We start from the raw sequence: 21861 nt of genomic DNA, 5'->3' as shown, positions 1-21861 counted from the left end.
CGCAAAACCGCGAGGCACTTTTGCGGAACCTGTTTAGTTGAGATAAGGATATAAAGAAATCTTTATATGGCGTCAATGTTCGGCGCGGTAAACAAGCCGTCAAAATCGCATCTCCGCCAGCTTTTGCGTGAACCTGGCCGCCTCATGCGCGTTGATGTCGGCGGCGCGGATCAGATTGTCGAAATGGCTGGTCAGCGTGCGGACCGGCTGGGTCGCGTTCAGCACAAGATACATGTCGCCGACATAGATGGCGGCGCGATAAGGCCCAAAAATGGTGTAGGGGATCGAATAGCGCATCCGCCCGTCATAGAGAAACAGGCGGAAGGTGGGATAAAGGTCGTCGAGCAGCGTCGCCATGTGAAGAAGCTGCTGGTGGCGGTCGGCCTCAGGGAAACGGTCCCAGACGCCCAGTCCGCGCGCAAAGATCTCCAGCGTGTGGCGCGGCATGCAGACTTCCATGTCGGTTTCCGGCCGCCGGTTGTAATCGATGCGGTACTGCGTCTCGCCGGCCTGGGCCTCACGGCTCTTGTTGGCGATACCGGCCTCGTAGTCGACGAGCGCTTCGGTGCGCAGAAGATCGGGAATGCCGGCTGGCACGTAACGGATTTTCGTGCCGGCGGCCTCGGCATGCCATCTGGCCAGCAGCGTGCGGTCGAAGCCGTCGGGCGCTTCCTCGATCTCCAGGCTCTCGCGGATTTCACCGGTGACGCCTTCGTCCTGGCTGAGGCCGAGCAGCCAGTCGAGCGACACCTTGAATTCGGCGGCTATGTTGAGCAGCGTTTCGGCGCGGGGAAGGCGTGTCGAGGCGCCGGACAGCAGCTGCGAAAGCGCCGAACGATCGATGCCCACCGCCGTCGCGAAGGCGGACTGGTTCAAGTCGGATCTTGTCAGGAGCATTTTCAGGCGCTCCCGAAAGATCGTCGATAGGTCGCGTTTGTCCAAATCGCCATTCCGGCCGTTGGGAGGAAAAGATTTCGCCGAACCCGCTAAAGCGGCGCTTTAGGCGTAAATGAATCCTCGAGTTCGTTTACAATAGATAACACCTGCGAATGAAAATGCGCAATCGCAACATTTTGTGCGCTTTGTCGCGTTGCAGCATCTCAATGCTCCTGACACAATACTGTCAGGAATCAAAAACGATTCCGGCGACTGGAAGGGGCAGTGGTCGATCCCCATGACGAGCATGAATGACAGACGACGCAATGCACCGGCCATCGAGTGGCCGACCGTGTTTCTCGCGTTTTTCTGTTACGGCACCTGGCTCGCAGCCGGCCTGTTCCTGTGGCCGTCCTATCCGCTGCTGGCGCTCGTCGTTCTGGCCTTGATGGCCGCGCTGCAATCCTCGCTGGCGCACGAAGTCCTGCACGGCCATCCGACCCGCAATGCACAGCTCAACGAAGCTTTCGTCTTCCTGCCGATCGGTCTCGTCTGGCCGTTCCGTCGGTTCAAGACCATCCATCTGCGCCATCATGCCGACGAACGGCTGACCGATCCGCTTGACGATCCTGAAAGCTACTACAAGGCGCTATGGCACCATGACGAATTGCCGCCGGCGATGAAGTTCCTGCTGAAGATCAACAACACCATGATCGGCCGCCTCGTGCTTGGCCCGTGGCTGTCGTGCACCGGCTTCTTCATCGACGATGCCAAGCAGATGCTTGCCGGCGACAAGGTGATCCGCAAGGCATGGCTGCTGCACGCCATCGGCCTCGCCGTGGTGCTGCCGGTCGTGCAGTTTGGTTTCGGCATTCCGCTGTGGCTCTACGTCCTGGTGCCGGTGTGGCTCGGCCAGTCGCTGATTTCGATCCGCACCTTCGCCGAGCACCAGTGGTCGGAGCATCCGGAAGGCCGCACGGTGATCGTCGAGCGTTCGCCGCTGTCCTTCCTGTTCCTCAACAACAATCTGCATTTCGTCCATCACAAGAGCCCGACGGTGGCCTGGTACCGGCTGCCGAAGCTGTTTGCCGACCGCCGTGACGAGTGGTTGCGGATGAACAATGGCTACGCCTATCCGAACTATTTCGCGCTGCTCAAGGCATATGCGTTCAAGGCGAAGGAGCCGATCGTCCACCCGGTGCTGCGGCGCACGCCGGAACCGGGACGGGCGTTCAAGCCACGCGTCAGGGCGCGCAGCCTCAATGGGCTTGGCAGCGCGCCGGTACCCGCCGAGCCGCCGAAGGAATGAATTTGCGACGGTGCAAAGCGGCGCTGTTCAGTCGCCCGGCGTTCATGATCTTGTCAAGCTCCAGGCATAACGGTCAAATCCCGGCATGAGCGAGTTCGTTGCCGCCTTGCCGATGTATGACTGGCCGGAAATGCGGGACGAGGTCGATGCCCAATGGGCGCGGCTGCGCGACGCTTTTCGGCAAAAAGGCATCGACGCGCCGGAGACCATCGCCCGCCTCAATGGCGACCTGCCGCCAGTGCCAGGCGGTATCCGCGATGCCGCTGGAAAGGTGATCGCGCCCGATCCTGCAACATTGCCGCCGGACGAACTGGATTTTTACGGGGTTTGGCTGCATCCGGCGCTGCTGTTCGCGCAGACCTGCTGGGGACCGATGGAACTCGGGCTGGCGACGCATGTTCAACTGATCGGCCAGCCGCGTTACGATGCACTCGAGGGCGGGCAGGGTGAACTTTATTCAAGCGTGCTCGTGATGCGGGCAGGTGAAGCGCCAACGGTCGGCTCACCGTCCGATGGCAGCCCTCTCATCCCGCTCGATATCCTGCGTGGCAAGCACTTCACCTTCAACAGCCTCGATTCCATGTCGGGGATCATCGCGCTAACGCGTGACCTGGGGGCGCTGGGCGAAAGCCTGGACATCTTCTCAGAGCGCAGTGAAAGCGGAGGCCACCGGGCCTCGATCGTCGCCATTGCCGAGGGCAAGGCCGATGTCGCGGCCATTGACTGCCAGAGCTGGGCGCTGGCGCGGCGCTTCGAGCCTGCGGCGGACGCGGTGGCGGTCGTCGGTTGGACAAGGCGGCGCAAGGGCCTGCCGTTCATCACCGCCAGAACGACGCCGGAGCCGGTCAGGAACATCCTGGTCGACCTGCTGACCTCTCCCGGAGCCGTCGGCACAACCGTTCGCTAACTCTGATTGGCAATGGACCCGGGCCGGGGCTGATCTTTACGCGACCGTCACCATGTGCGTGCAACCTGCGCGCGACTTCGCGAGGACAGCACCATGGCCGTGGCAATCATTCAGCGATGGACATTTCGGACAGTGCTGCTGGTCCTGGGGCTGGCGGCACTGCCATGCCTGCTCCTGCCGCAGATCGCCATCGTCGCGGCGATCAGCATCGTCGGCATCCCGCTCGCCCTGCTGATGGCGCTGATCCCGCCGGTGTTCCTGTTCCTGCTGTTGACATGGGCAATCAGCTTCGGGGTTCCGGCCCGATTAACCTGGTTTACGAGCCCGCTGATCACGGTGGCACTGCTTGCGGTGCCACCTTTCATGATCAACAGGTCAATGGACCGGACCACGATGGCGCTGGTATCGGGCGACAACGACCGGATCGTGCGGCCGTTCCGGTCCGAGACGCTGGCGGTTCGCTCCGACCGGACAGCCTTCTGGACAAAGACCCAGACCCGCTGTGACGATTTCTGCATGCGTGCGCTGCTGACACGCAGCGCCCGGCGTATCATGGTATTGAATTATCCCGCGGAGATGCCGGAGCCGGACTTTTCCTCCATCGCCCGAACCTTCCACATAGAGCGCCGGGCGTCATGTCCGCCAGTCGAGCTTGCCGATGTCCGCCTCCTTGATCTCGAAAAGAGTCCCGCGGCGGGGAACGCACCCAAGGCTTCGGAGCGCATGCGGCTCGAAATCGCCAAGGGCAATTGCCTGATCGAATCCGAGGCGCCACTTGCCGAAGCCGACACGGTGATCAGCGCCGGGCAGATCAAGCGTGGGGTGAACGACTACCAGGCGGGGCTCAATCCGACCGCCGACACGATGTCGGTCTACCGCATCTCTGTGCACAACAAGGACGGAGCAACCTTCTCCGAGGTATACCGATGGACGGGCGTTGCTTCCTACCGGCTGCTGCCGCTGCTTTTACCAAGCTATGTGACCGGCTATCAGTTCGATATTCGCATCGGCTTCCCGAGAATGCTCGACCTCACCCACATCGTCCAATTCGCCGACCGGCCCGATTGGAGCGCGTTCGTAACTGGCACGCTTGGCATGGACCTTACCCTGCCAGCAGTCGACGACTCGAACGATGCAGCCGCGGTCCTTGCCGTAAAGCTCAGTCAGCCAGGCCCCGTCGACGCCGTCACCAACTCGCTTGCCAATGATTTCTTCGACAGGCTGCGCGGCAGGCGGACTGCGTCGCAGGCCGCTGTCGACCTCGCCACAGCAGCCCTAAACGACCGCAGGCTGGGCGTTCCGGACAGCGTCTTCGCAGCAGCGAAATATGCGAAGGACGTGGCGCCCGAGAGCATGGCGCGGCTTGCCGACGCGCTTTTCGCGCGGCTTTTCGAACTGGATATCAAGGTCAGCAAGTTCGGTAACATCGAAGCACCGCAAGCTGGGCGCCTGGCCATAGCTATCCAGTACCTGCCCGATCAAGTGATCCCGGAGCATCGTGCCGATCTCGAAAGGCTGGCAAAGGATACACCCCGGCGCGTCGCCGCTTTTCAGGCTTTGACCAGGCTTTCCGTGTTCGGCGCCGATGCCATCCCGACAATGCTCTATCTGATCGACGACGCGGCGTTGCAGCCGCTCGACAACGGTAATTTCTGGCAGCATTCCTATCTGGCCGGAGTGCAAAGCCTCTGCCAACTCGGCGAGCGAGGCGCTCCCGCCATCGAGCCATTTCTGGAGCGTATCCGGGCGGGGATCATCCCGCTGCATGCCAGCTATGGCGACCTGGCTATCAACACGTTGGCCGGCATGGGCGCCGACAAGGGTACGCTCCTGCAAGCCTTTCCGGCCAAGGATCGGAACTCCAATCGGGCGCGGTTCGACCGCGTTTTCGACAAGGCCAGGCGGAAAATCGACTGCGGCTACTGAGCCTTCCGCCCTTCAGCCGCCGAGCAGCCGCTCGTCGAGTGGATAGGTCGAAAGCTGCTCGTTGCCGGTTTCGGTGATCAGGATCTGCTCCTCGATCTTGACGCCCTCGCGTCCGCCAAGCCGGCCGATATAGCTCTCGACGCAAAGCACCATGCCTGACACGAGCACGCCGTCGGGCGTGTCTTCAGTCCAGTCGATCGCATGCGGCAGCGTCGGGTATTCGTCGGCCAGGCCGACGCCGTGATAGAGCACGCCGTAGCGCGTCGGGAAACAATCTCCGGGCGGCACCGCCGAGCGTTCGACAAGGTCGCGGAAGGACATGCCCGGCTGCATCAGGCGCGTGTTGTGGGCGATCTGGTCGGCGGCGATGCGAAACAGGTCGCGTTGCTCGTTGGACGGCTCGGTGTCGCCGCAGAGCCAGGTGCGCGACAGGTCGGCGCAGAAACCGTAAGGGCCGATCAGGTCGGTATCGAAGGCGACGAGATCGCCGGCTTCGATCGTTCTCGACGAGCATTCCTGGAACCAGGGATTGGTGCGCGGGCCTGACGTCAAGAGCCGGGTTTCGACCCATTCGCCGCCACGTGCAATGTTGCCGCGGTGGAGTTCGGCCCACAATTCGTTTTCGGAAATTCCTGGCGTCAACGCTGCTTCCATCTCGCCCATCGCCGCCTGGCAAGCGACGATCGACCGGCGCATGGCCAGGATTTCGTCGGGCGATTTGATCAGACGTGCATTTTCCATCAGCGCTTCGCCATTGCCGATCGAGATGCCGAGGCGGGCGAGTTCTTCGACGCCCTCGGGATTGATGTGATCGACGGCGATGCGGCTGATACCGCCGCCATGCTCCCTCACCAGATCGGCGATGCCGGCCGCCCAGCGGCGGACTTTTTGTTCGGTCAGTTCGCCGCTGTAGAGATACATCCACGACACTGCCGGCCGCACCTCGTCGACGACGCCGGAGTGGTCGGAAAGGTGCTCGCAGGAAAAATAATCGAACAGCACCACCGGGCCTTCGGTGGCAACGAAACAATGTCTTGTCGGATTGTGCGCGACCCAGAGCTGCATATTGGTCGAGTCGGTCGCATAGCGGATGTTGATCGGATCGTAGAGCAGGGCTCCCGCATAGCCGCGGCGCTTCAGCTCGGCGCGGACGCGGTCGAGCCGATACTGACGCATAGTGGGCAGGTTGGGGGCAGCAATGCCGGCGGCTTGCCACTCGGCTTCGGCCAGTGCGCCGTAGCCAAGCACATGCTGGTTAAGTTCAGCGGCCTTCCGCCGCGACTTCAGGCGCAACGCATCGATGGAGCCTGCTTCGTCCGGCTCGAACGGCATGATCCTGCGGTGACGAGGAGGCCGATCAGTCGGGTTCCTGTCCACCCTCGGCTCCTTTGCTAACGCCTTCCTCGGGCGCTGTGGCTTTTTCCGCAGCCATTCTCTTCAGTCTTATATACGCGCCGGGCTGGGCAGACTTGTCGGTGCTGGGCAATAGCGGAACCATGATTTGCTTTGGCTGGCCGTCTGGTTCATAGCCCGCTTTTTTGAGCTGCTCCAAAATGACCGGCCGCGGATCGTCGCGGTCAAGCCAGACGAGTACGGCCGGCTGTTGCACCAGCCTGTCGAAATTCGGCACTTCCTGGTCAAGCGCGACTAATTTTTCGTCGACCAGCCGCAGATTTCCGACCCATGCACCGTCGGATATTGCGGTTTTCACCGGCCCGTCGGCAGTCAGCTGGCGATAGAGGGCCGGGTAATCCACCCGGATCATCCGCGAGAGACCACTGGTCCCGTTTATCTGGAAGTACCAAGTGGCGGGCGCGAGCAGAGCGGCGATGATCGCTCCGGCCGCGATCACCAGGAGCTGGGCGTCCCTGCCACGTGGTGAGAGCCGTTCCATATAGGCGGCCATCGCCAGCGGCAAGATGACCAGGACGGGGACCAGCCAACGGGCCTTGACCTCGGTCACGCCGGTGGCCAGCACAAGTATCGCCAGCATGGCCAAACCGAGCGCCAAGGTACGCCACAAGAGAACTTCCCTGGCCGGAGCTTTCGGTTGACGATCGGAGAAACGAAATCCCGTCAGCGCGAAAGCCAGCGCGGAAACGAGCACCGGCAAGACAGCGAAATTGAAGGTCCCCATGATAAACTTGCCGGCGCCGGTGGCCGCGGCCGTCATGCGCCCCTGCTGTAGGTCTATTCCGAACTTCTCGCCTCTCGCCAGCAAATCAGCAGGATGCATGAGGCTCCAATATGTGGTTGGCGCCAGCACCAATATCGCGACGGCAACGCTGATTGCGAATTTCGGATCGAGGATCGCGCCGCGCAACTCGCGCAGCGACAACACCGCCGCAACAAGCGCTGCCACCAGGAATACGTCGTTGTATTTGGCAAGAATTGCCGCAGCCGTTGCCAAGCCAAACACCGCATAGGCGATCACGCTTCGCCGCTCGATCAGATAAGCCATCGCGAGCAGGAGCAGCGCGCAAAAGCCGACAACGGCGACCGAATGCGACAAGGCCCGCTGCGATTCCCAGGCGATTTGCGGGATTGTGAAAAGTCCCAGCATGGCCGCCGCTGCCGTCGCTTTCGTGTAGCCGAACCGCCGCATGGCGGCGAACACACTGCAGGCGGCGAGGAACAGCACGGAGTATTTGACGAGCTTCAGCGTGAAAATATTGGTGCCGAAAATTTGCGCGGCCAGCCAGTTGATCCATGTGTAGAGAGGCGGTTGCGAGCCACCATATCCAGCCCAAAGATATGGAAGATAAATCAGTTGCTCCGCGTCATCGACGCCGACGCCAGTTCCTGCCCACGTGGCCAGAACGGACAGTATGACGGTTTGCAAGGCCAAATAAGCGGCGACCATGACGATCGCCGCCGGGAAGGGGCCTATCCTGCTCTCGGCAAGCCATTCGTCCCATTTCATCGAATACTTCAACGAGTTCTCATCGCCCGTGCCAGTTGCCGCCGGCTCCGCTAGCACGAAGACCATGCCCCGCACAATGTGGCAGCCCTGATCGCTTCCGGGGCGGCGGGCTTCAAGTCGAATCGTACCGCCGCTCTAGCTTTTTGTCTGGGCATCGGATTTCTCCAAAGTCGGTCGCACCCCGGGCCCTGCCCGCGGCAAGGCCTTTGCGTCCGGTGCTCTAGGTCCGCATCTTCTCGCCGCTCGGGTCGAAAGGCGGCTCGACATTGATGCGGGCCGGGCGCCGGCTTCCGAGGATTTCGATCTCGAACAGTCCGGCGCTCTCGTCCCCGGCTAACGCGGCTGGCACATAGCCTTGCGCCATCGATTTCTGGACGTAATGGGCATAGCCGCCGGAGGTGACCCAGCCGACCACGCGCCAGTCGCCATCGACGATGCCGCGCACGGCCGAGGCGCCTTCAGCGGCCTTGGAGCCGCGCACTTCCTTGCCGGCTGTATCGAAACGCGGCGCGCCATAGCCGTGCGGCTTTTCCACCGTGCCGTAGTCCTTGCCGCCGACCTTGGCCCAGATCGGTTCGTCGCCCATGACATCGGCGTCCGCGGCATCGACGATGAAGGAGACGCGGCGCAGTTTTGGCCCTTCTGCCTGCTCCCTGGCTGCCGCTTCGCGTCCGATGAAGTCGTTCTTCTCCAGCTTGACGAAGCGGTCCATCGCGCCTTCGAACGGTCCGTAGATCGGGCGCAGTTCGCGGAACCAGGTTGGGAAATTCTTTTCCAGTCGCATCGAGAGCAGGGCGCGCATGCCGAAATCGAGAAGACCAAACTCTTCGCCGGCGTCCTTGATCGCCTTGTAGACCAGGCGCTGGTAGGCCGGCGCCATCCAGATCTCGTAGCCGAGGTCGCCGGTATAGGTGATGCGATTGACCATGCAGGGCGCGCCGCCGACCGCCATCTCGCGGAAATCCATGAAGCGGAAAGCCTTGGTCGAGATGTCGACATCGACCAGCTTCTGCAGCAGGTCGCGTGATTTCGGCCCGGCGATCGACAAGCCGACCAGCGTCTGGTCGAAGCGGTGAATGCGGACCTGTGACGCCCTTGGACCATCCTTCGGCAGGTGCTTCTCGAACCAGCGCATATGATACTTCTGCGCCGCCGACGAGCTCCAGATCATGAAGCGCTCTTCACCCGCCTTGGCGATGGTGAAGTCGCCGATGAGCCTGCCGAATTCGTTGAGCATTGGGGTTAGCACGATGCGGCCGGTCTTCGGCATGCGGTTGGTCATCAGCCGGTTGAGGAAATCCTCGGCTGCCGGCCCGGAGACTTCATATTTGGCGAAGTTGGCGATCTCGGTGACGCCGACCTTCTCGCGGGTGGTGCGCACTTCCTCGCCGATCGGCCCGAAATCGTTGGAGCGATGGAACGAAACGATGTCCTTCGGCTCCGTGCCTTTCGGTGCGAACCAGAGCGGGGTTTCGAGGCCCCAGCTATCGCCCATGACGGCGTTGTTGGCCAGCATCGTGTCGTAAAGCGGGGTTGTCTGGGCCGGGCGTGCCGCCGGCAGTTCCTCGTTGGGAAAGCGGATGGAAAAGCGGCGCGAATAGTTTTCGCGCACTTTGGCATTGGTGTAGCGCAGCGTCGCCCATTCGCCGAAGCGCGCGACGTCCATGCCCCAGACGTCGAAGCCGGGATCGCCATGAACCATCCAGTTCGACAATGCCAGCCCGACTCCGCCGCCCTGCGAGAAACCGGCCATGACGGCGCAGGCGCACCAGAAATTGGTCAGGCCCTGCACCGGGCCGACGAGCGGATTGCCGTCCAGCGCAAAGGTGAAGGGACCGTTGATGATCTGCTTGATGCCGGCCTTCTCAATGCCGGGAAAATGCTTGAAGCCGATTTCGAGCGACGGCGCGATGCGGTCGATGTCGGGCTGCAGCAATTCGTGGCCGAAATCCCATGGCGTGTTGACCGGCGACCACGGCTTGCAGGCCTTTTCGTAGGTGCCGAGCAGGATGCCGTTGCGCTCCTGGCGAGTGTAGATCTCGCCTTTGAAGTCCATCACGCCGATCATCTCGCGGCCGGTCGACCTGTTGAATTCCTCGACTTCCGGCATCGGCTCGGTCAAAAGGTACATATGCTCCATGGCCAGCAGCGGCAGCTCGACACCGACCATGCGGCCGATTTCGCGCGCCCACAGGCCGCCGCAATTGACGACATGCTCGGCCTTGACCGTGCCTTGCTCGGTGACGACGTTCCAGGTGCCGTCGACCTCTTGCGTCAGCTCGACGACGCGGTTGCGCAGCACGATCTCGGCGCCGAGCTTCCTGGCGGCCTTGGCGTAGGCGTGGGTGGTGCCGGAAGGATCGAGATGGCCTTCGACCGGATCCCACATGGCGCCGACGAAATTCGTCTCGTCCATCAGCGGGAACATCGCCTTGGCCTCGGACGGCGTGATCAATTCGGTGTCCATGCCGAGATAGCGGCCCTTGGCGTGGGCAAGGCGCAGGAAATCCATGCGCTCGGGCGTGTCGGCCATCATCACCCCGCCGGTCAGGTGCAACGAACAGGATTGGCCGGAAAGCTCTTCGATCTCCCTGTAGAGCTGCACCGTATAGGCCTGCAGCTTGGCGACATTGGGATCGCCGTTGAGTGTATGGAAGCCGCCCGCCGCATGCCAGGACGAGCCGGAGGTGAGCTCCGAGCGCTCGATCAGCATGATGTCGGTCCAGCCGGCCTTGGCCAGATGGTAGAGCACCGAGCAGCCGACGACACCACCGCCGATGACAACCGCTTTTGCATGAGATTTCATAAAGTTAGGTCCGTTTTTAAAGAGATTGAATCGAGTGAGCGGAGCGTGAAAACAAAGCGGAGGTCGGATACACCGATGTTTTCGGCCAGCCTGCCGTCAAGCGCGGCTAGGAGGGTTTCACAGACGGAAGTACGATCTTTCAGGACGTCATGGCTCCAAAGACGCAGGATCGAATAGCCTTGGGCGCGCATGAAATCGTCGCGGCGGCGATCATATGAGCTGCCCGCGTGTTGGTGTCCGTCGACCTCAACAACAAGCCATTTTTCGCGGCAAGCAAAGTCTGCAAAAAAGGGGCCGATGGAGAACTGACGCGTAAAGCGGTAGCCGCCGAGCTTGCGCGCCTTTAGTTCAAGCCAAAGCAGTGCTTCCGCCTGATTGCCCGCTTGCCGAAGGTTACGCGCTCGCTTCGTTGTCCCTGTTTTGCGGCGACTGCGCGTTTCATGAACGGCTTCCCCCACTCCGTCGCCGCTTCGCGGCGCCACCTCTCCCCCCTCCGGAGGGAGAGGAAGGGTGCCAGCCGGAATCGCTTCGCGCCCTTCCTCTCCCCCGTCGATCGGGGAAGAGGTGTCGAGCGTAGCTCGACGGAGTGGGGGTCGACCGTTCATCAAATCCATACGAATGATCAGTTCATCAACGATACAATCATCAAAAATCGGTCGGCGCGCCGCCTTCGGAGCGGCGTTTGTCGACGAAGGCGTTGAGCTCCTCGCGGATAGCCGGGTCCATGTAAGGCTCTTCATAGGAGGCCAGCCGTTCCTTCCACACCCGATTGGCTTTTTCGATAGCCGTCGGCGATCCGGCTTCCGCCCAGGTCTCGAAATTGCGCCAGTCGGAGATGATAGGCGAATAGAAAGCGGTCTTGTAGCGGTCCTGGGTATGCTGGGTGCCGAAGAAATGGCCGCCCGGACCGACGGACTGGATGGCGTCGAAGCCGAGGGCCTCTTCGGAGAGGTCGAGCGGGGTCAGGAACTCGGCCACCATCTGCAGCAGATCGATGTCCAGAATGGTCTTCTCGTAGGAGCAGCGCAGGCCGCCTTCCAGCCAGCCGGCCGCATGCATCATTAGATTGCCGCCGCCTTGGATGGCGCCCCACAGCGAGAACACGCTTTCATAGGCGGCCTGTGCGTCGACCGTGTTGGCGGCGCAGGTGTTGGAAGTGCGGTAGGGGATGTTGTAGCGGCGGGCGAGCTGGCCGCCGACCAGTTGCGCCTTCATGTATTCCGGCGTGCCGAAGGCCGGCGCGCCCGACTTCATGTCGACGTTGGAGGTGAAGCCGCCATAGCCGACGGGCGCTCCCTTGCGCACCATCTGGGCGAAGGCAATGCCGGACAGCGCTTCGGCATTCTGCTGCACCAGCGCGCCGGCGATGGTCACCGGCGCCATGGCGCCCGACAGGGTGAACGGCGTTACGATGACGACCTGGCCCTTGCTCGACATCTGGATGATGCCTTCCATCATCGGAACATCGAGCTTGAGCGGCGAATTGGTGTTGATGATGGTGAACACCGATGGCTCTTCAAGAAGCTGTTCGTCGCTGATGCCGCGCGCGATCCTGGTGATCTCGATGCCGTCGACATTGCGCTCCTTGCCGAGCGAATAGATGTGGAACACCTTGTCGGTGAGCACGCTCAGATCGCGGATGCATTCGAGGTGCCGGACGGACGGATGGATATCGATCGGCTCGACCGGATAGCCGCCTGTGCAGTTCAGGATGTTGTGCATCTGCGCAAGCTTGAGGAAGTTGCGGTAGTCCTGCTGGTTGCCCGGCCGGCGTCCACGGTCGATGTCGGAACAATTGGGTGCCGACGCCATCATCGAGATGATCAGATTGTCGCCGCCGAAGCGGACATTGTGCGCCGGATTACGGGCATGGATGGTGAATTCCGACGGGCAGTGGGAAACCAGCTCGAGGATCAGGTCGCTGTCGAAGCGCACCCGCTCGCTGCCTTCGCGGACATCCGCGCCATGCGCCTTCATGATGCGCCTCGCCTCGTCGTGCAGCACGTCGACGCCGATTTCCCGCAGCACGCGCAGCGAGGCGAGGTGGATCGTTTCCAGCTCGTCGTCGGAAACCAGCTTCGTCGGCGTCAGCGGGATTTTCAGCTGACGGAAAGGCGGCTGCTCGAACGCCGCCGATCCGCCGGCGCGCTTTCCCGCGCGGCCGCCGCGACGGGCGCGGTCGTTTGCCAATGCCGGTTCGGCGGGATGAAGGGCGGCGGTCATAATAGTCCTCGTACGCTGCGACAGTGCGGCGGCATAATGGACCGCCGGCCGTCCCGCCATTGCGGAGGCGGCGACCACTAGGACGAGGGAAGCGACATGGCAGTTCCCGGGCTGGAGGCAGCCGACTGGATCATCGGGCTTTTGATCTCCTCCTGCTGGCGCAAGCGGTTTTCGTCACCGGTGCTTCCCGGCACGCTGCCGAAACGCTAATCGTGCAGGTTTCCTATTGGTGCGGATCATGGACCTGGCGGAACAGAACAGCGACGAGACAATGCAGTGGGCGGCGATCACCGGCGTGATCGCCACCGTTTCGGTGTTCGCGATCGCGCAAGGGCTGAGCTATCCCCTGTTGAGCTTCATCCTTCAGCGCCAGGGCGTCTCGCCGGCCATGATCGGCCTGTCGGCAGCAATGACGCCGGTCGGCTTTATCGTCTCGTCGCCGCTCATCCCGGCGCTGGCGCGCCGGTTCGGGGCAGGGCGCACGGCGCTCACCTGCGCAGCCCTTTCCGCGATCATGCTGGCGCTGATCGGCTGGACGCAAAATGTCTATCTATGGTTTCCGCTGCGCTTCCTGATTGGCGTGGTGACCAATCCGCTCTACGTGCTGAGCGAGATCTGGGTGATCGCGCTGGCGCCGCCGTTGCGCCGCGGCCGCGTGATGGGGGTCTATTCCACAGTCATTTCGGCTGGCTTCGCCGCCGGCCCGCTGTGCCTGCTTGCCGTCGGCACCGAAGGATGGCCGCCGTTTCTCGTCGGCATCGCCGCATTCGTCTTTTGCGGCGCCTGCCTGGCGCTGGTGCTGCGGCGGCTGCCGAAGGTCGATGAGACCGGGCACCAGGTTTCGGTCATGGGGTTCATGCCGATGGCATGGCTGCTGTTGTCGGCGGTTGTCGTGGCCGCCGGTTTCGAACAGGCGGTGCTCGCACTGCTGCCGGTCTACGGAGCGCATTACAGCATCGAGGAAACCCGCATGTCGGCGCTGCTGTCGATGATGATCGCCGGCAATATCGTCATGCAGGTGCCGCTCGGCCTGCTGGCGGAACGGCTGACGGCGCGTCTGGTCCGATTTATCTGTGTATCGCTAACGCTGCTCGGATGCGTGCTGTTGCCGGTTCTCATCGAGACGCCGCTGATCTGGCCATGCGTCTTTATCTGGGGTGCAGTCTCCTACGGCATCTACACGATGTCGATCATCGAGCTCGGCGAGCGATTCACCGGCTCGGCACTGGTCGCCGGCAACGCCGCCTTCTCGCTGATGTGGGGCGTCGGCGGCATCGCCGTGCCGCCGCTGGCGGGCGGCGCCATGGATATTCTCGGTGCGGACGGCCTGCCGATGACGCTGGGCGCGATTTGCCTGGCGCTGGCGATGGTAACCGTCATTCGAAGGCGGATGGTGTAAGATACCTACCGTAGTGCTGGGGTCCTCAATCGCCTTGCCGCCTGAAGACTGCCCAGAGATCACAGTCGGCGTGGCGTTCTTCGGGATGCGTCTTGTGCAGCAATTCCCGAATCTCACCAGCGCGATTAAAATCGTCTATCAGCCCAACACAGGATAGCTCTTCATTGGCGAAGACGTCGGGGAAACCACCGCAATTGGTCAATGCGCTGATGTCGACGTTCTTGTCGAGCAGATCATAGCCCATGAAGGTGAACTGGTCCCAACCGAATGAGCGCAGGTCCGCCGAAGGACTTCGGATTACGCCAAGGATGTTAAGGTTGCTCGTATCGGTCAATTGCGAAAGCAAAAACTCCAGATCCTCGAAGAAACTCAGCATAAAGTCTTCATTCACGATGTAGGGCCAGTAGCTATCTTTTATCTCCCCAAGCGCCGTCGGGCACAGCATGCCGTCAAGTGAGACGACCTCGGTCAATTGGGTGAGGCCCGACCACTCCATGTATTTGTCCCATCCCGTGCCGTGGGATGGATCAAACTTCTCGGTCGCAATGTACAGACGTTGCATGAGGTTCCTCGCAGTCCATGCAGAGAGCCTTAGTCATGGCAATCTCCGACCATTCGTATTTACGTGTTCCAGTTGAATGTCGGTAGCGCCATGCCGATGTTTGTGGCACCGAGCGTGACCAATTTTCGGAGACCACATGACCAAATCAGCCACAAGCAGGCAGCCAAGTTCGGCGGCCGAGGATCCCTTTCTCTGGCTGGAGGACAGGACAGGCAAGGAAGCGCTCGACTGGGTTCACCGTCAGAACGAGATCACATTAGGTGAATTGCAGGGCGATCCGTCCTACCAGGCCTACTTCCAAACCGCACTCGACCTGATGACCGCTGAAGACAACATTGCGGTCGGGTCTGCACTCAACGGCCACGTCTATAATTTCTGGCAGGACAAGACCAATGTGCTCGGCATCTGGCGGCGCACGACGGTTGCTTCCTACAAGACCGAGAAGCCGGATTGGGAGACGATCATCGACTTCGACAGTCTGTCCGCGAAAGAGGGCGTGAAATGGGTGTTCAGCGGCGCCACCCGGCTTTACCCCGATTTCAGCCGCTGCCTGCTCAGCCTGTCGCCGGATGGTGGCGATGCCAGTGAGATGCGCGAATTCGACATCGACACCAAGTCCTTCGTCGAGGGCGGCTTTCGCGCGCCCGCCTCGAAGTCGGGCTTCAACTGGCTTGACAAGGACACGGTCATCGTCTCGGCTGCCTTCGAAGAGGACGAAAAAACCCAGTCCGGTTATCCGCGCGTGGTCAAGCTGTGGCAGCGCGGCACCAGGCTGGAGGATGCGACGCCGATCTTCGAGGCGCAGAAGCAGGATCTCGCCGCCGGCGGTTCCCTCGAGTTCGACGGCGACAAGCGGCATCTGTTCCTGACCCGGACGCTCGACTTCTTTGCCTCGCACAGCTTTCTGCGTCTGCCTTCCGGCGAAAACAGGCGCATCCCGCTGCCGAATAACGTTACCGACACGGCGCTGTTCAGGGATCAGCTCGTCTTCGGGGTACGCAGCCCGTGGACGGCGCCGGACCGCACGCTGTGCAACCCTGACGGCCTCTATTCGCTGGACTTCGCGCGCTGGATCGAAACCAATGCGCTTGGACCTGTCGAAACCGTGCTCGAGCCGGCGGATCGTGTCTCGATCGCCGGCATCGCCCGCACGCAAGACCGGTTGTTCATCAATCTGATGGACAATGTGCGTGGCAAGGTTGTCGCCTGCCAACGCAGCGGCAGCGGCTGGTCGCTGCAGCCCGTGGCGCTGCCCGAAAACGGCAGTGTCGGCATCAGCCATGCCGAGCGTTTCGGCTCCAGTATCTCCTTCTCCTTCACCGATTTCCTGACGCCGAGCTCGATCATCTGGTCGGACGACAATGCTGGCACGCTAAAGACGGTGAAATCGCAGCCGGCGCGTTTCGATGCGTCGTCGCTGGTCTCGGAACAGTTCGAGGCACGCTCGAAAGACGGCACAGAGATCCCTTACTTCGTCGTCAGGCGGCGCGATCAGAACGGGCCGGTGCCAACGCTGCTTTACGGCTATGGCGGCTTCGAGGTGCCGCTGCTGCCCGGCTATGCCGGCGTGCGCGGCCGGCTGTGGCTGGAAAAGGGCAACGCCTATGTGCAGGCCAATATTCGCGGCGGCGGCGAGTTCGGCCCGAACTGGCATCAGGCCGCGCTCAAGGCCAATCGCCAGAATGCCTTCGACGATTTCGCCGCGGTTGCGCAAGACCTGGTCAAACGCGGCATCGCCACGCCGGCGACGCTCGGCATCCAGGGCGGCTCGAATGGCGGCCTGCTGACCGGCGTTTCGCTGACCCAGCATCCGGAGCTTTTCGGCGCGGTGATCATCGACGTGCCGCTGCTCGACATGCTGCGTTACACGGAGCTGCCGCCCGGCGCATCCTGGATGGCCGAATATGGCGATCCGGCGAAGCCGGAAGAGGCGGCCTGGCTCGCCGCCTATTCGCCCTATCAGCATGTCGAGACCGATGCCGCCTATCCGCCGGTGCTGCTGACGACATCGACGGCTGACGACCGCGTCCATCCCGGCCATGCGCGCAAGATGGCCGGGCGGCTGCAGGCTGCCGGCCACACCAAGACGCTATTCTTTGAAGAGACCGAGGGCGGCCATGGCGGGCGCGGCGATCGCCGGCCGCAAGCAGCACAGGCGGCGATGAAGTATATTTTCCTGCAACGTGCGCTGAACGGAACGGCTTGAACTGATCGCGTCAGACGGCCTAAGGTGCAGCCCATGGGCCGGATGAGGACATGCTGCGCATTTGGGGTGGCGGTGACGCCGTCGCCGCGCACGCTTCGCGCCGAGCTTTTGCGGCTTTGCGCCCGCATCGGCTATTCGCCGCCCGTTTTCCTCTGACGAATCCGCCCCGGCTGCTATTGCCGGATTGGTTCAAGAGGAAAGATCAGACATGACTTACCAGAATTATTCGCTGAAGCAGCTTCAGCAGATCGATGCTGCGCATCACCTTCATCCGTTTACCGACCACAAGGAGATGCGCGACGCCGGCTCACGCATCATCACCCACGCCAACGGGCCGTTCATCTACGATTCCGAAGGCACGGAAATCCTCGACGGCATGGCCGGGCTGTGGTGCGTCAATGTCGGTTACGGCCGCGATGAGCTGGCCGACGCGGCTTACGCCCAGATGAAGGAACTGCCCTACTACAATTCCTTCTTCAAATGCTCGGCCCCGACGCCGGTGCTGCTGGCCAAAAAGCTGGCGGAACTGGCGCCGAAGCACGTCAACCAGGTGATCTACGGCTCGTCCGGTTCGGAGGCCAACGACACGGCGCTGCGCCTTGTCCGCCACTATTGGGCGCTGGAAGGCAAGCCTGAGAAGAACCGCATCATCTCGCGCAAGACGGCCTATCATGGCTCGACCATCGCCGGCGCGTCGCTGGGCGGCATGGAGCCGATGCACAAGCAGCTCAACGGCGCGGTTCCCAACATCGTCCATGTGATGATGCCTTATGCCTACGAGCTGGCTCTGCCCGGCGAGAGCGACCATGATTTCGGCCTGCGCGCGGCCAAGGCCGTCGAGGACGCTATCCTCGAAGCCGGCGCCGACAAGGTTGCCGCCTTCATCGGCGAGCCGGTGATGGGGGCAGGCGGCGTGAAGATACCGCCGATGAGCTATTGGCCGGAAGTGCAGCGCATCTGCCGCAAATACGATATCCTCCTGATGCTCGACGAGGTCATCACCGGCTATGGCCGCACCGGCGAGTGGTTCGCAGCTCAGACCTTCGATATCGAGCCCGATACGATCACCACCGCCAAGGCGCTGACCTCCGGCTATCAGCCGCTGTCGGCGTTGCTGGTCGGTGACCGCATCGCCGCGACGCTGGTCGAGAAGGGCGGCGAGTTCAATCACGGCTATACTTATGCCGGTCACCCCGTGGCCTGCGCCGTGGCGCTGAAGAACCTCGAGATCATGGAGCGGGAGGGTTTGGTCGATCGGGTCAAGAACGACACCGGACCCTATTTCGCCAAGGCGCTGCAGGAGCATATCGGCGGTCACGAACTGGTCGGCGAGGTGCGCTCGATCGGACTGATGGGGGCGATCGAGATCGTGAGGGACAAGGCGACCAAGGAGCGCTTCCTGCCGGCCGGGAGTGCGGCGGTGCTTGTCCGCGATCACGCAATTGCCCAGGGCATGATGCTGCGCGCCACCGGCGACACGATGATCCTGTCGCCGCCGCTGATCTGGACGCGCGAGACGATCGACATGGCCTGCGAGCGCATCGCCAAGGCGCTTGATCAGGCGCAGGCGGATTTGCGCAAGCGGTAAGACAAAACGATCGTCGGGCGTCCTGCAGCCGGACGCCCGGCGTTTGAATGCCGCATTCTGCCGAAGAGCTCGCCAGGCGAGGATCGGCCGTGAGGCGGCAACCAGGTTCCTACACCCTGAAGGAGCCGCTCACCAAGGGCGCTACAAGGCGATCGCTGCGTCAATCGCCGCGATTTACCTTGTCCGTCAGGCCCTGTGTTTACCTGCCCTGGTTTTCGACCGTTGCGTCGGTGCTGCCACGCTGGGCGTTTGCGCCGTCGCTCTGTTGCTCGGCCCACCCACCGGGACCGGTCGGAAAGCTCGGCTCTCCTTCCGCTTCTAGGCTCTCGTGGAACTCAGTGGAAGGTCTTCCCGGGTATTCGCGGCCACTCGACAGGTGCCCTTGATGAGCGGGATGGAGCGATGCGTCATCATTGCGGGCATGGGCCGGCGGTTCGGCATAGGCTGCCGTAGCAAACAGCGATCCGGCACCGATGAAGAGTGCAAATGCGAGAACGTGCTTCATTGTGCTGTCCTCCAATATTTGGAATCAAGATGCAGGTAGGGCCCATCCAGGCTGTGTGAAGGGCAGCTTGGAATGAAATCGATCAAGAAGGCAGCACCTGCACATCCCCGGCATGGCTTGCCCGATTTCGGCAATATCGACGATCCAAGCCTTGAGCCGATGATGCTTTCGGCGAATCGCATCGGCCGTCCGCGCAAGGCGACGGGCTGGCGTTTCGATTAGACGTCGCTTTCGAACACCAGCCTCTCGCGCGCCGCCCGAGTACAGCGTCACGGGATGTGCGGAGTGCATTTCATCCGCAGTACGGCTCCAAGCACAGTTGACCTTGGAACTGCCATTCATCTGGGGAATTGTAAAGTTGGCGAGGCTAAGCAGAAATTGCTTGGCAAACGAACTTGTCAGAGCAATCGAAGCTTCAATCATAAGCCTGCAAGGTCGCCTGTGCAATTTGCGGTTGCTCTTTACGTAATAGGTCAAAAAAACAACATAGGGAGGCTATCATGATCAGGATTCAGTCAGTTCTATTTTCTATTCTACTACTAGGAGTGGCAGGGTCACCGGCGACAGCGGAGGAGGTCTGGTCGCTTGACGGCTTTAAGGCCCCCGAGAGCGTCCTCTTCGATGCAAAACGGAACGTCTTCTACGTTTCCAACATTGTTGGCGAGCCCGCCGGCAAGGATGGGGTCGGATACCTTTCGAAAGTTTCGCCTGACGGAAAGTTGCAGGCAGCCGAATGGGTCACCGGGTTTAATGCGCCCAAGGGATTGGTGATGAAAGGCGATACGCTTTTCGTCACCGACATCGATCGGCTCATGGCCGTCGACGTCGAGAGCGGTCAGATCACCGGAACGTGGCCCGCAGAAGGCGCTCAGTTCCTCAATGATCCCGCCGTCGACGAGGCGGGTCGCGTCTTTGCTTCCGACATGCTGGCGAACAGGATTTATGTTCTGGACAATGATGCTCTCACCGTCTGGCTGGAGAGCGAGGATCTCCTGCATCCGAACGGTCTGCGCGTCGAAGATGGTCGCCTCCTCGTCGCCGGCTGGGGTCGCGATATCCAGCCGGATTTTTCGTCCAAGACACCCGGCCATCTGATCGCGATCGACCTGAACACGAAGGCTATCTCTGACGTCGGGTCCGGCGAGCCTGTTGGAAATCTGGATGGTCTAGAACCGGACGGAGCAGGAAATTGGCTTGTTACGGATTGGGTCGCAGGGGCGCTCTTTCGCATTCATCCGGACGGAAAAGTCGAGCAACTGATGGACCTCAATCAAGGCAGCGCCGATCTGGAATTCCTGGAAGAAAAGAAGCTGGCAATCATCCCGATGATGATGGACGGCAAACTGGTCGCGACTCGATTGGGTGGAGCAACTTGAGAAGAGGCTCCCATAGTCGGTTCCCCGCGCCGAAGAGCGCTATGACTTGCGCCATCGAAGGGCCGCATCAGCGGCCCTTTTCACATCTGTGCCAGCTCTTGCGCGGTCTTGTTCCGAAACGCAAAAACCGCGCTCCATCGGGAACGCGGCTTTGCCAGATACGCATGGCGCTTCGCTAACAGAACACTTGCGAAACTTACGGGCTCCGGTACGCGAGACCTGATCCGGAGCGCCGGGCGGATGCGATATGCCGCCTCGCACTCCGTTCTACAGGGACATCGTTACCGGGTGGTTATCGATAGTTTAAGCAAATCTAAATTTCCGATGTTTCTTTGCCGGAAAACCGAAAGGCCTGTCGAGTTCGAGGCTTATGCCGGAGTGCCGCGCAGGAAATTTATAATGCCGGAAAAATCCGCAGCGGCATGTCCCTGGGCGTTGAACAGCGCATAAAGCTGGGCGGCCTCGGCGCCCAGCGGCGTCACCGCACCGGCGCTTTGCGCGGCTTCCTGCGACAGCTTCAGGTCCTTCAGCATCAGTGCCGCGGCAAATCCCGGCCTGTAGCCATTGTTGGCCGGCGATGTCGGCACCGGACCAGGCACCGGGCAGTAGGTGGTCAGCGACCAGCACTGACCGGAGGAGTTCGAGGCGACGTCGAACAGCGCCTGATGCGACAGGCCGAGCTTTTCCGCCAGAACGAAGGCTTCGGCGACGCCGATCATCGAAATGCCTAATATCATGTTGTTGCAGATCTTTGCCGCCTGTCCGGCGCCGTCATCGCCGCAATGGACGATACGGCCGGCCATCGGCTTGAGGATTGGTTCGGCTTTGGCGAAGGCTTCCTTCGAGCCGCCGGCCATGAAGGTCAGCGTGCCGGCGGCGGCGCCGCCGGTGCCGCCGGAAACCGGCGCGTCGATCGACAGCAGCTTATGTTTGGCGGCAATGGCGTGGGCTTTTCGTGCCGATTCGACGTCGATGGTCGAGGAATCGATGAACAGCGCGCCTTTTTTCGCCTTGGGCGCCATGTCCTCGTGGACCGACAGGACATGTTTGCCGGCCGGCAGCATGGTGATGACCACATCGGCCTCTTTCACTGCGGCAACGGCATTGGCCATGATGACGACACCATGCTCCTTGGCGATGACGAGATTCTCCGGCATCAGGTCGAAGCCGTGCACGGCATATCCAGCCTTGACGAGATTGGCGGCCATCGGGTTGCCCATGTTGCCGAGGCCGATGAAGGCGATGGTGGTCATCG

Annotated in this window: 17 protein-coding genes; 8 read left to right on the top strand and 9 right to left on the bottom strand. The window is 61.7% G+C overall.

The annotated features are described in order from the left end of the window. Positions 1-99: 99 nt before the first annotated feature. Positions 100-942 (bottom strand): helix-turn-helix domain-containing protein, encoded by an 843-nt coding sequence (locus AC0L25_RS16245; protein ID WP_473596428.1) that lies wholly within the window; start codon positions 940-942, stop codon positions 100-102. Between the two features lie 241 nt (positions 943-1183). Between AC0L25_RS16245 and AC0L25_RS16240 the strand changes: the two genes are divergently transcribed. The 3 genes from AC0L25_RS16240 to AC0L25_RS16230 all read left to right on the top strand — a co-directional run bounded on the left by AC0L25_RS16240 (position 1184) and on the right by AC0L25_RS16230 (position 5018). Continuing rightward, the gene (locus AC0L25_RS16240; protein ID WP_473596439.1) at positions 1184-2185 is read left to right on the top strand and encodes a fatty acid desaturase; all 1002 of its coding nucleotides are present in this window, start codon (positions 1184-1186) and stop codon (positions 2183-2185) included. Between the two features lie 85 nt (positions 2186-2270). Beyond that, a complete protein-coding gene (locus tag AC0L25_RS16235) occupies positions 2271-3092 on the top strand; it encodes a phosphate/phosphite/phosphonate ABC transporter substrate-binding protein (RefSeq protein ID WP_473596427.1) in 822 nt (273 codons plus the stop codon). Between the two features lie 93 nt (positions 3093-3185). Continuing rightward, positions 3186-5018: a hypothetical protein gene (locus AC0L25_RS16230; protein WP_473596426.1), complete on the top strand. Its 1833-nt coding sequence runs from the start codon at positions 3186-3188 to the stop codon at positions 5016-5018. Between the two features lie 12 nt (positions 5019-5030). On the opposite strand, the gene AC0L25_RS16225 is transcribed toward AC0L25_RS16230, so the two are convergent. From AC0L25_RS16225 to AC0L25_RS16205, 5 genes are all read right to left on the bottom strand, one after another. Next, positions 5031-6350: a M24 family metallopeptidase gene (locus AC0L25_RS16225; RefSeq protein ID WP_473596438.1), complete on the bottom strand. Its 1320-nt coding sequence runs from the start codon at positions 6348-6350 to the stop codon at positions 5031-5033. Positions 6351-6375: 25 nt separating this feature from the next. After that, positions 6376-7941 carry an ArnT family glycosyltransferase gene (locus AC0L25_RS16220; RefSeq protein ID WP_473596425.1) on the bottom strand — a complete coding sequence of 522 codons (1566 nt, stop codon included), beginning with the start codon at positions 7939-7941 and terminating at the stop codon, positions 6376-6378. A gap of 220 nt (positions 7942-8161) precedes the next feature. Next, positions 8162-10747 (bottom strand): GcvT family protein, encoded by a 2586-nt coding sequence (locus AC0L25_RS16215; protein ID WP_473596424.1) that lies wholly within the window; start codon positions 10745-10747, stop codon positions 8162-8164. After that, complete coding sequence (locus AC0L25_RS16210; RefSeq protein ID WP_473596423.1) at positions 10744-11229, bottom strand: endonuclease domain-containing protein; 486 nt, start codon at positions 11227-11229, stop codon at positions 10744-10746. Before AC0L25_RS16210 ends, AC0L25_RS16215 begins: the two co-directional genes overlap by 4 nt. A gap of 163 nt (positions 11230-11392) precedes the next feature. Continuing rightward, positions 11393-12970 carry a trimethylamine methyltransferase family protein gene (locus tag AC0L25_RS16205; RefSeq protein ID WP_473596422.1) on the bottom strand — a complete coding sequence of 526 codons (1578 nt, stop codon included), beginning with the start codon at positions 12968-12970 and terminating at the stop codon, positions 11393-11395. A 238-nt stretch (positions 12971-13208) separates the two neighbouring features. Between AC0L25_RS16205 and AC0L25_RS16200 the strand changes: the two genes are divergently transcribed. Beyond that, complete coding sequence (locus AC0L25_RS16200; protein ID WP_473596421.1) at positions 13209-14369, top strand: MFS transporter; 1161 nt, start codon at positions 13209-13211, stop codon at positions 14367-14369. A 25-nt stretch (positions 14370-14394) separates the two neighbouring features. Here AC0L25_RS16200 and AC0L25_RS16195 read toward each other — a convergent pair whose 3' ends face one another. Further along, on the bottom strand, positions 14395-14931 hold the full coding sequence (locus AC0L25_RS16195) for a hypothetical protein (protein WP_473596420.1): 537 nt from the start codon (positions 14929-14931) through the stop codon (positions 14395-14397). A gap of 136 nt (positions 14932-15067) precedes the next feature. On the opposite strand from AC0L25_RS16195, the gene AC0L25_RS16190 reads away from it, so the two are divergent. Together AC0L25_RS16190 and AC0L25_RS16185 are read left to right on the top strand one after the other, a co-directional pair. Beyond that, complete coding sequence (locus AC0L25_RS16190) at positions 15068-17137, top strand: prolyl oligopeptidase family serine peptidase (RefSeq protein WP_473596419.1); 2070 nt, start codon at positions 15068-15070, stop codon at positions 17135-17137. Between the two features lie 208 nt (positions 17138-17345). Next, positions 17346-18725: an aspartate aminotransferase family protein gene (locus AC0L25_RS16185; protein WP_473596418.1), complete on the top strand. Its 1380-nt coding sequence runs from the start codon at positions 17346-17348 to the stop codon at positions 18723-18725. 199 nt (positions 18726-18924) lie between these two features. Here the strand turns inward: AC0L25_RS16185 and AC0L25_RS16180 are convergent, their stop codons facing one another. Beyond that, a complete protein-coding gene (locus AC0L25_RS16180; protein WP_473596417.1) occupies positions 18925-19230 on the bottom strand; it encodes a hypothetical protein in 306 nt (101 codons plus the stop codon). Between the two features lie 72 nt (positions 19231-19302). On the opposite strand from AC0L25_RS16180, the gene AC0L25_RS16175 reads away from it, so the two are divergent. Both AC0L25_RS16175 and AC0L25_RS16170 read left to right on the top strand, forming a co-directional pair. After that, the gene (locus AC0L25_RS16175; protein WP_473596416.1) at positions 19303-19452 is read left to right on the top strand and encodes a hypothetical protein; all 150 of its coding nucleotides are present in this window, start codon (positions 19303-19305) and stop codon (positions 19450-19452) included. 278 nt (positions 19453-19730) lie between these two features. Then, a complete protein-coding gene (locus AC0L25_RS16170) occupies positions 19731-20606 on the top strand; it encodes an SMP-30/gluconolactonase/LRE family protein (protein ID WP_473596415.1) in 876 nt (291 codons plus the stop codon). A 368-nt stretch (positions 20607-20974) separates the two neighbouring features. On the opposite strand, the gene mmsB is transcribed toward AC0L25_RS16170, so the two are convergent. Then, positions 20975-21859 carry a 3-hydroxyisobutyrate dehydrogenase gene (gene mmsB / locus AC0L25_RS16165; protein ID WP_473596414.1) on the bottom strand — a complete coding sequence of 295 codons (885 nt, stop codon included), beginning with the start codon at positions 21857-21859 and terminating at the stop codon, positions 20975-20977. Between the last annotated feature and the right edge of the window lie 2 nt (positions 21860-21861).

The sequence above is a fragment of the Mesorhizobium sp. WSM4813 genome (genome assembly GCF_055811555.1).
The sequence above is the reverse complement of the archived record's forward strand: the minus strand, read 5'-3'. Positions and strand labels throughout refer to the sequence as shown.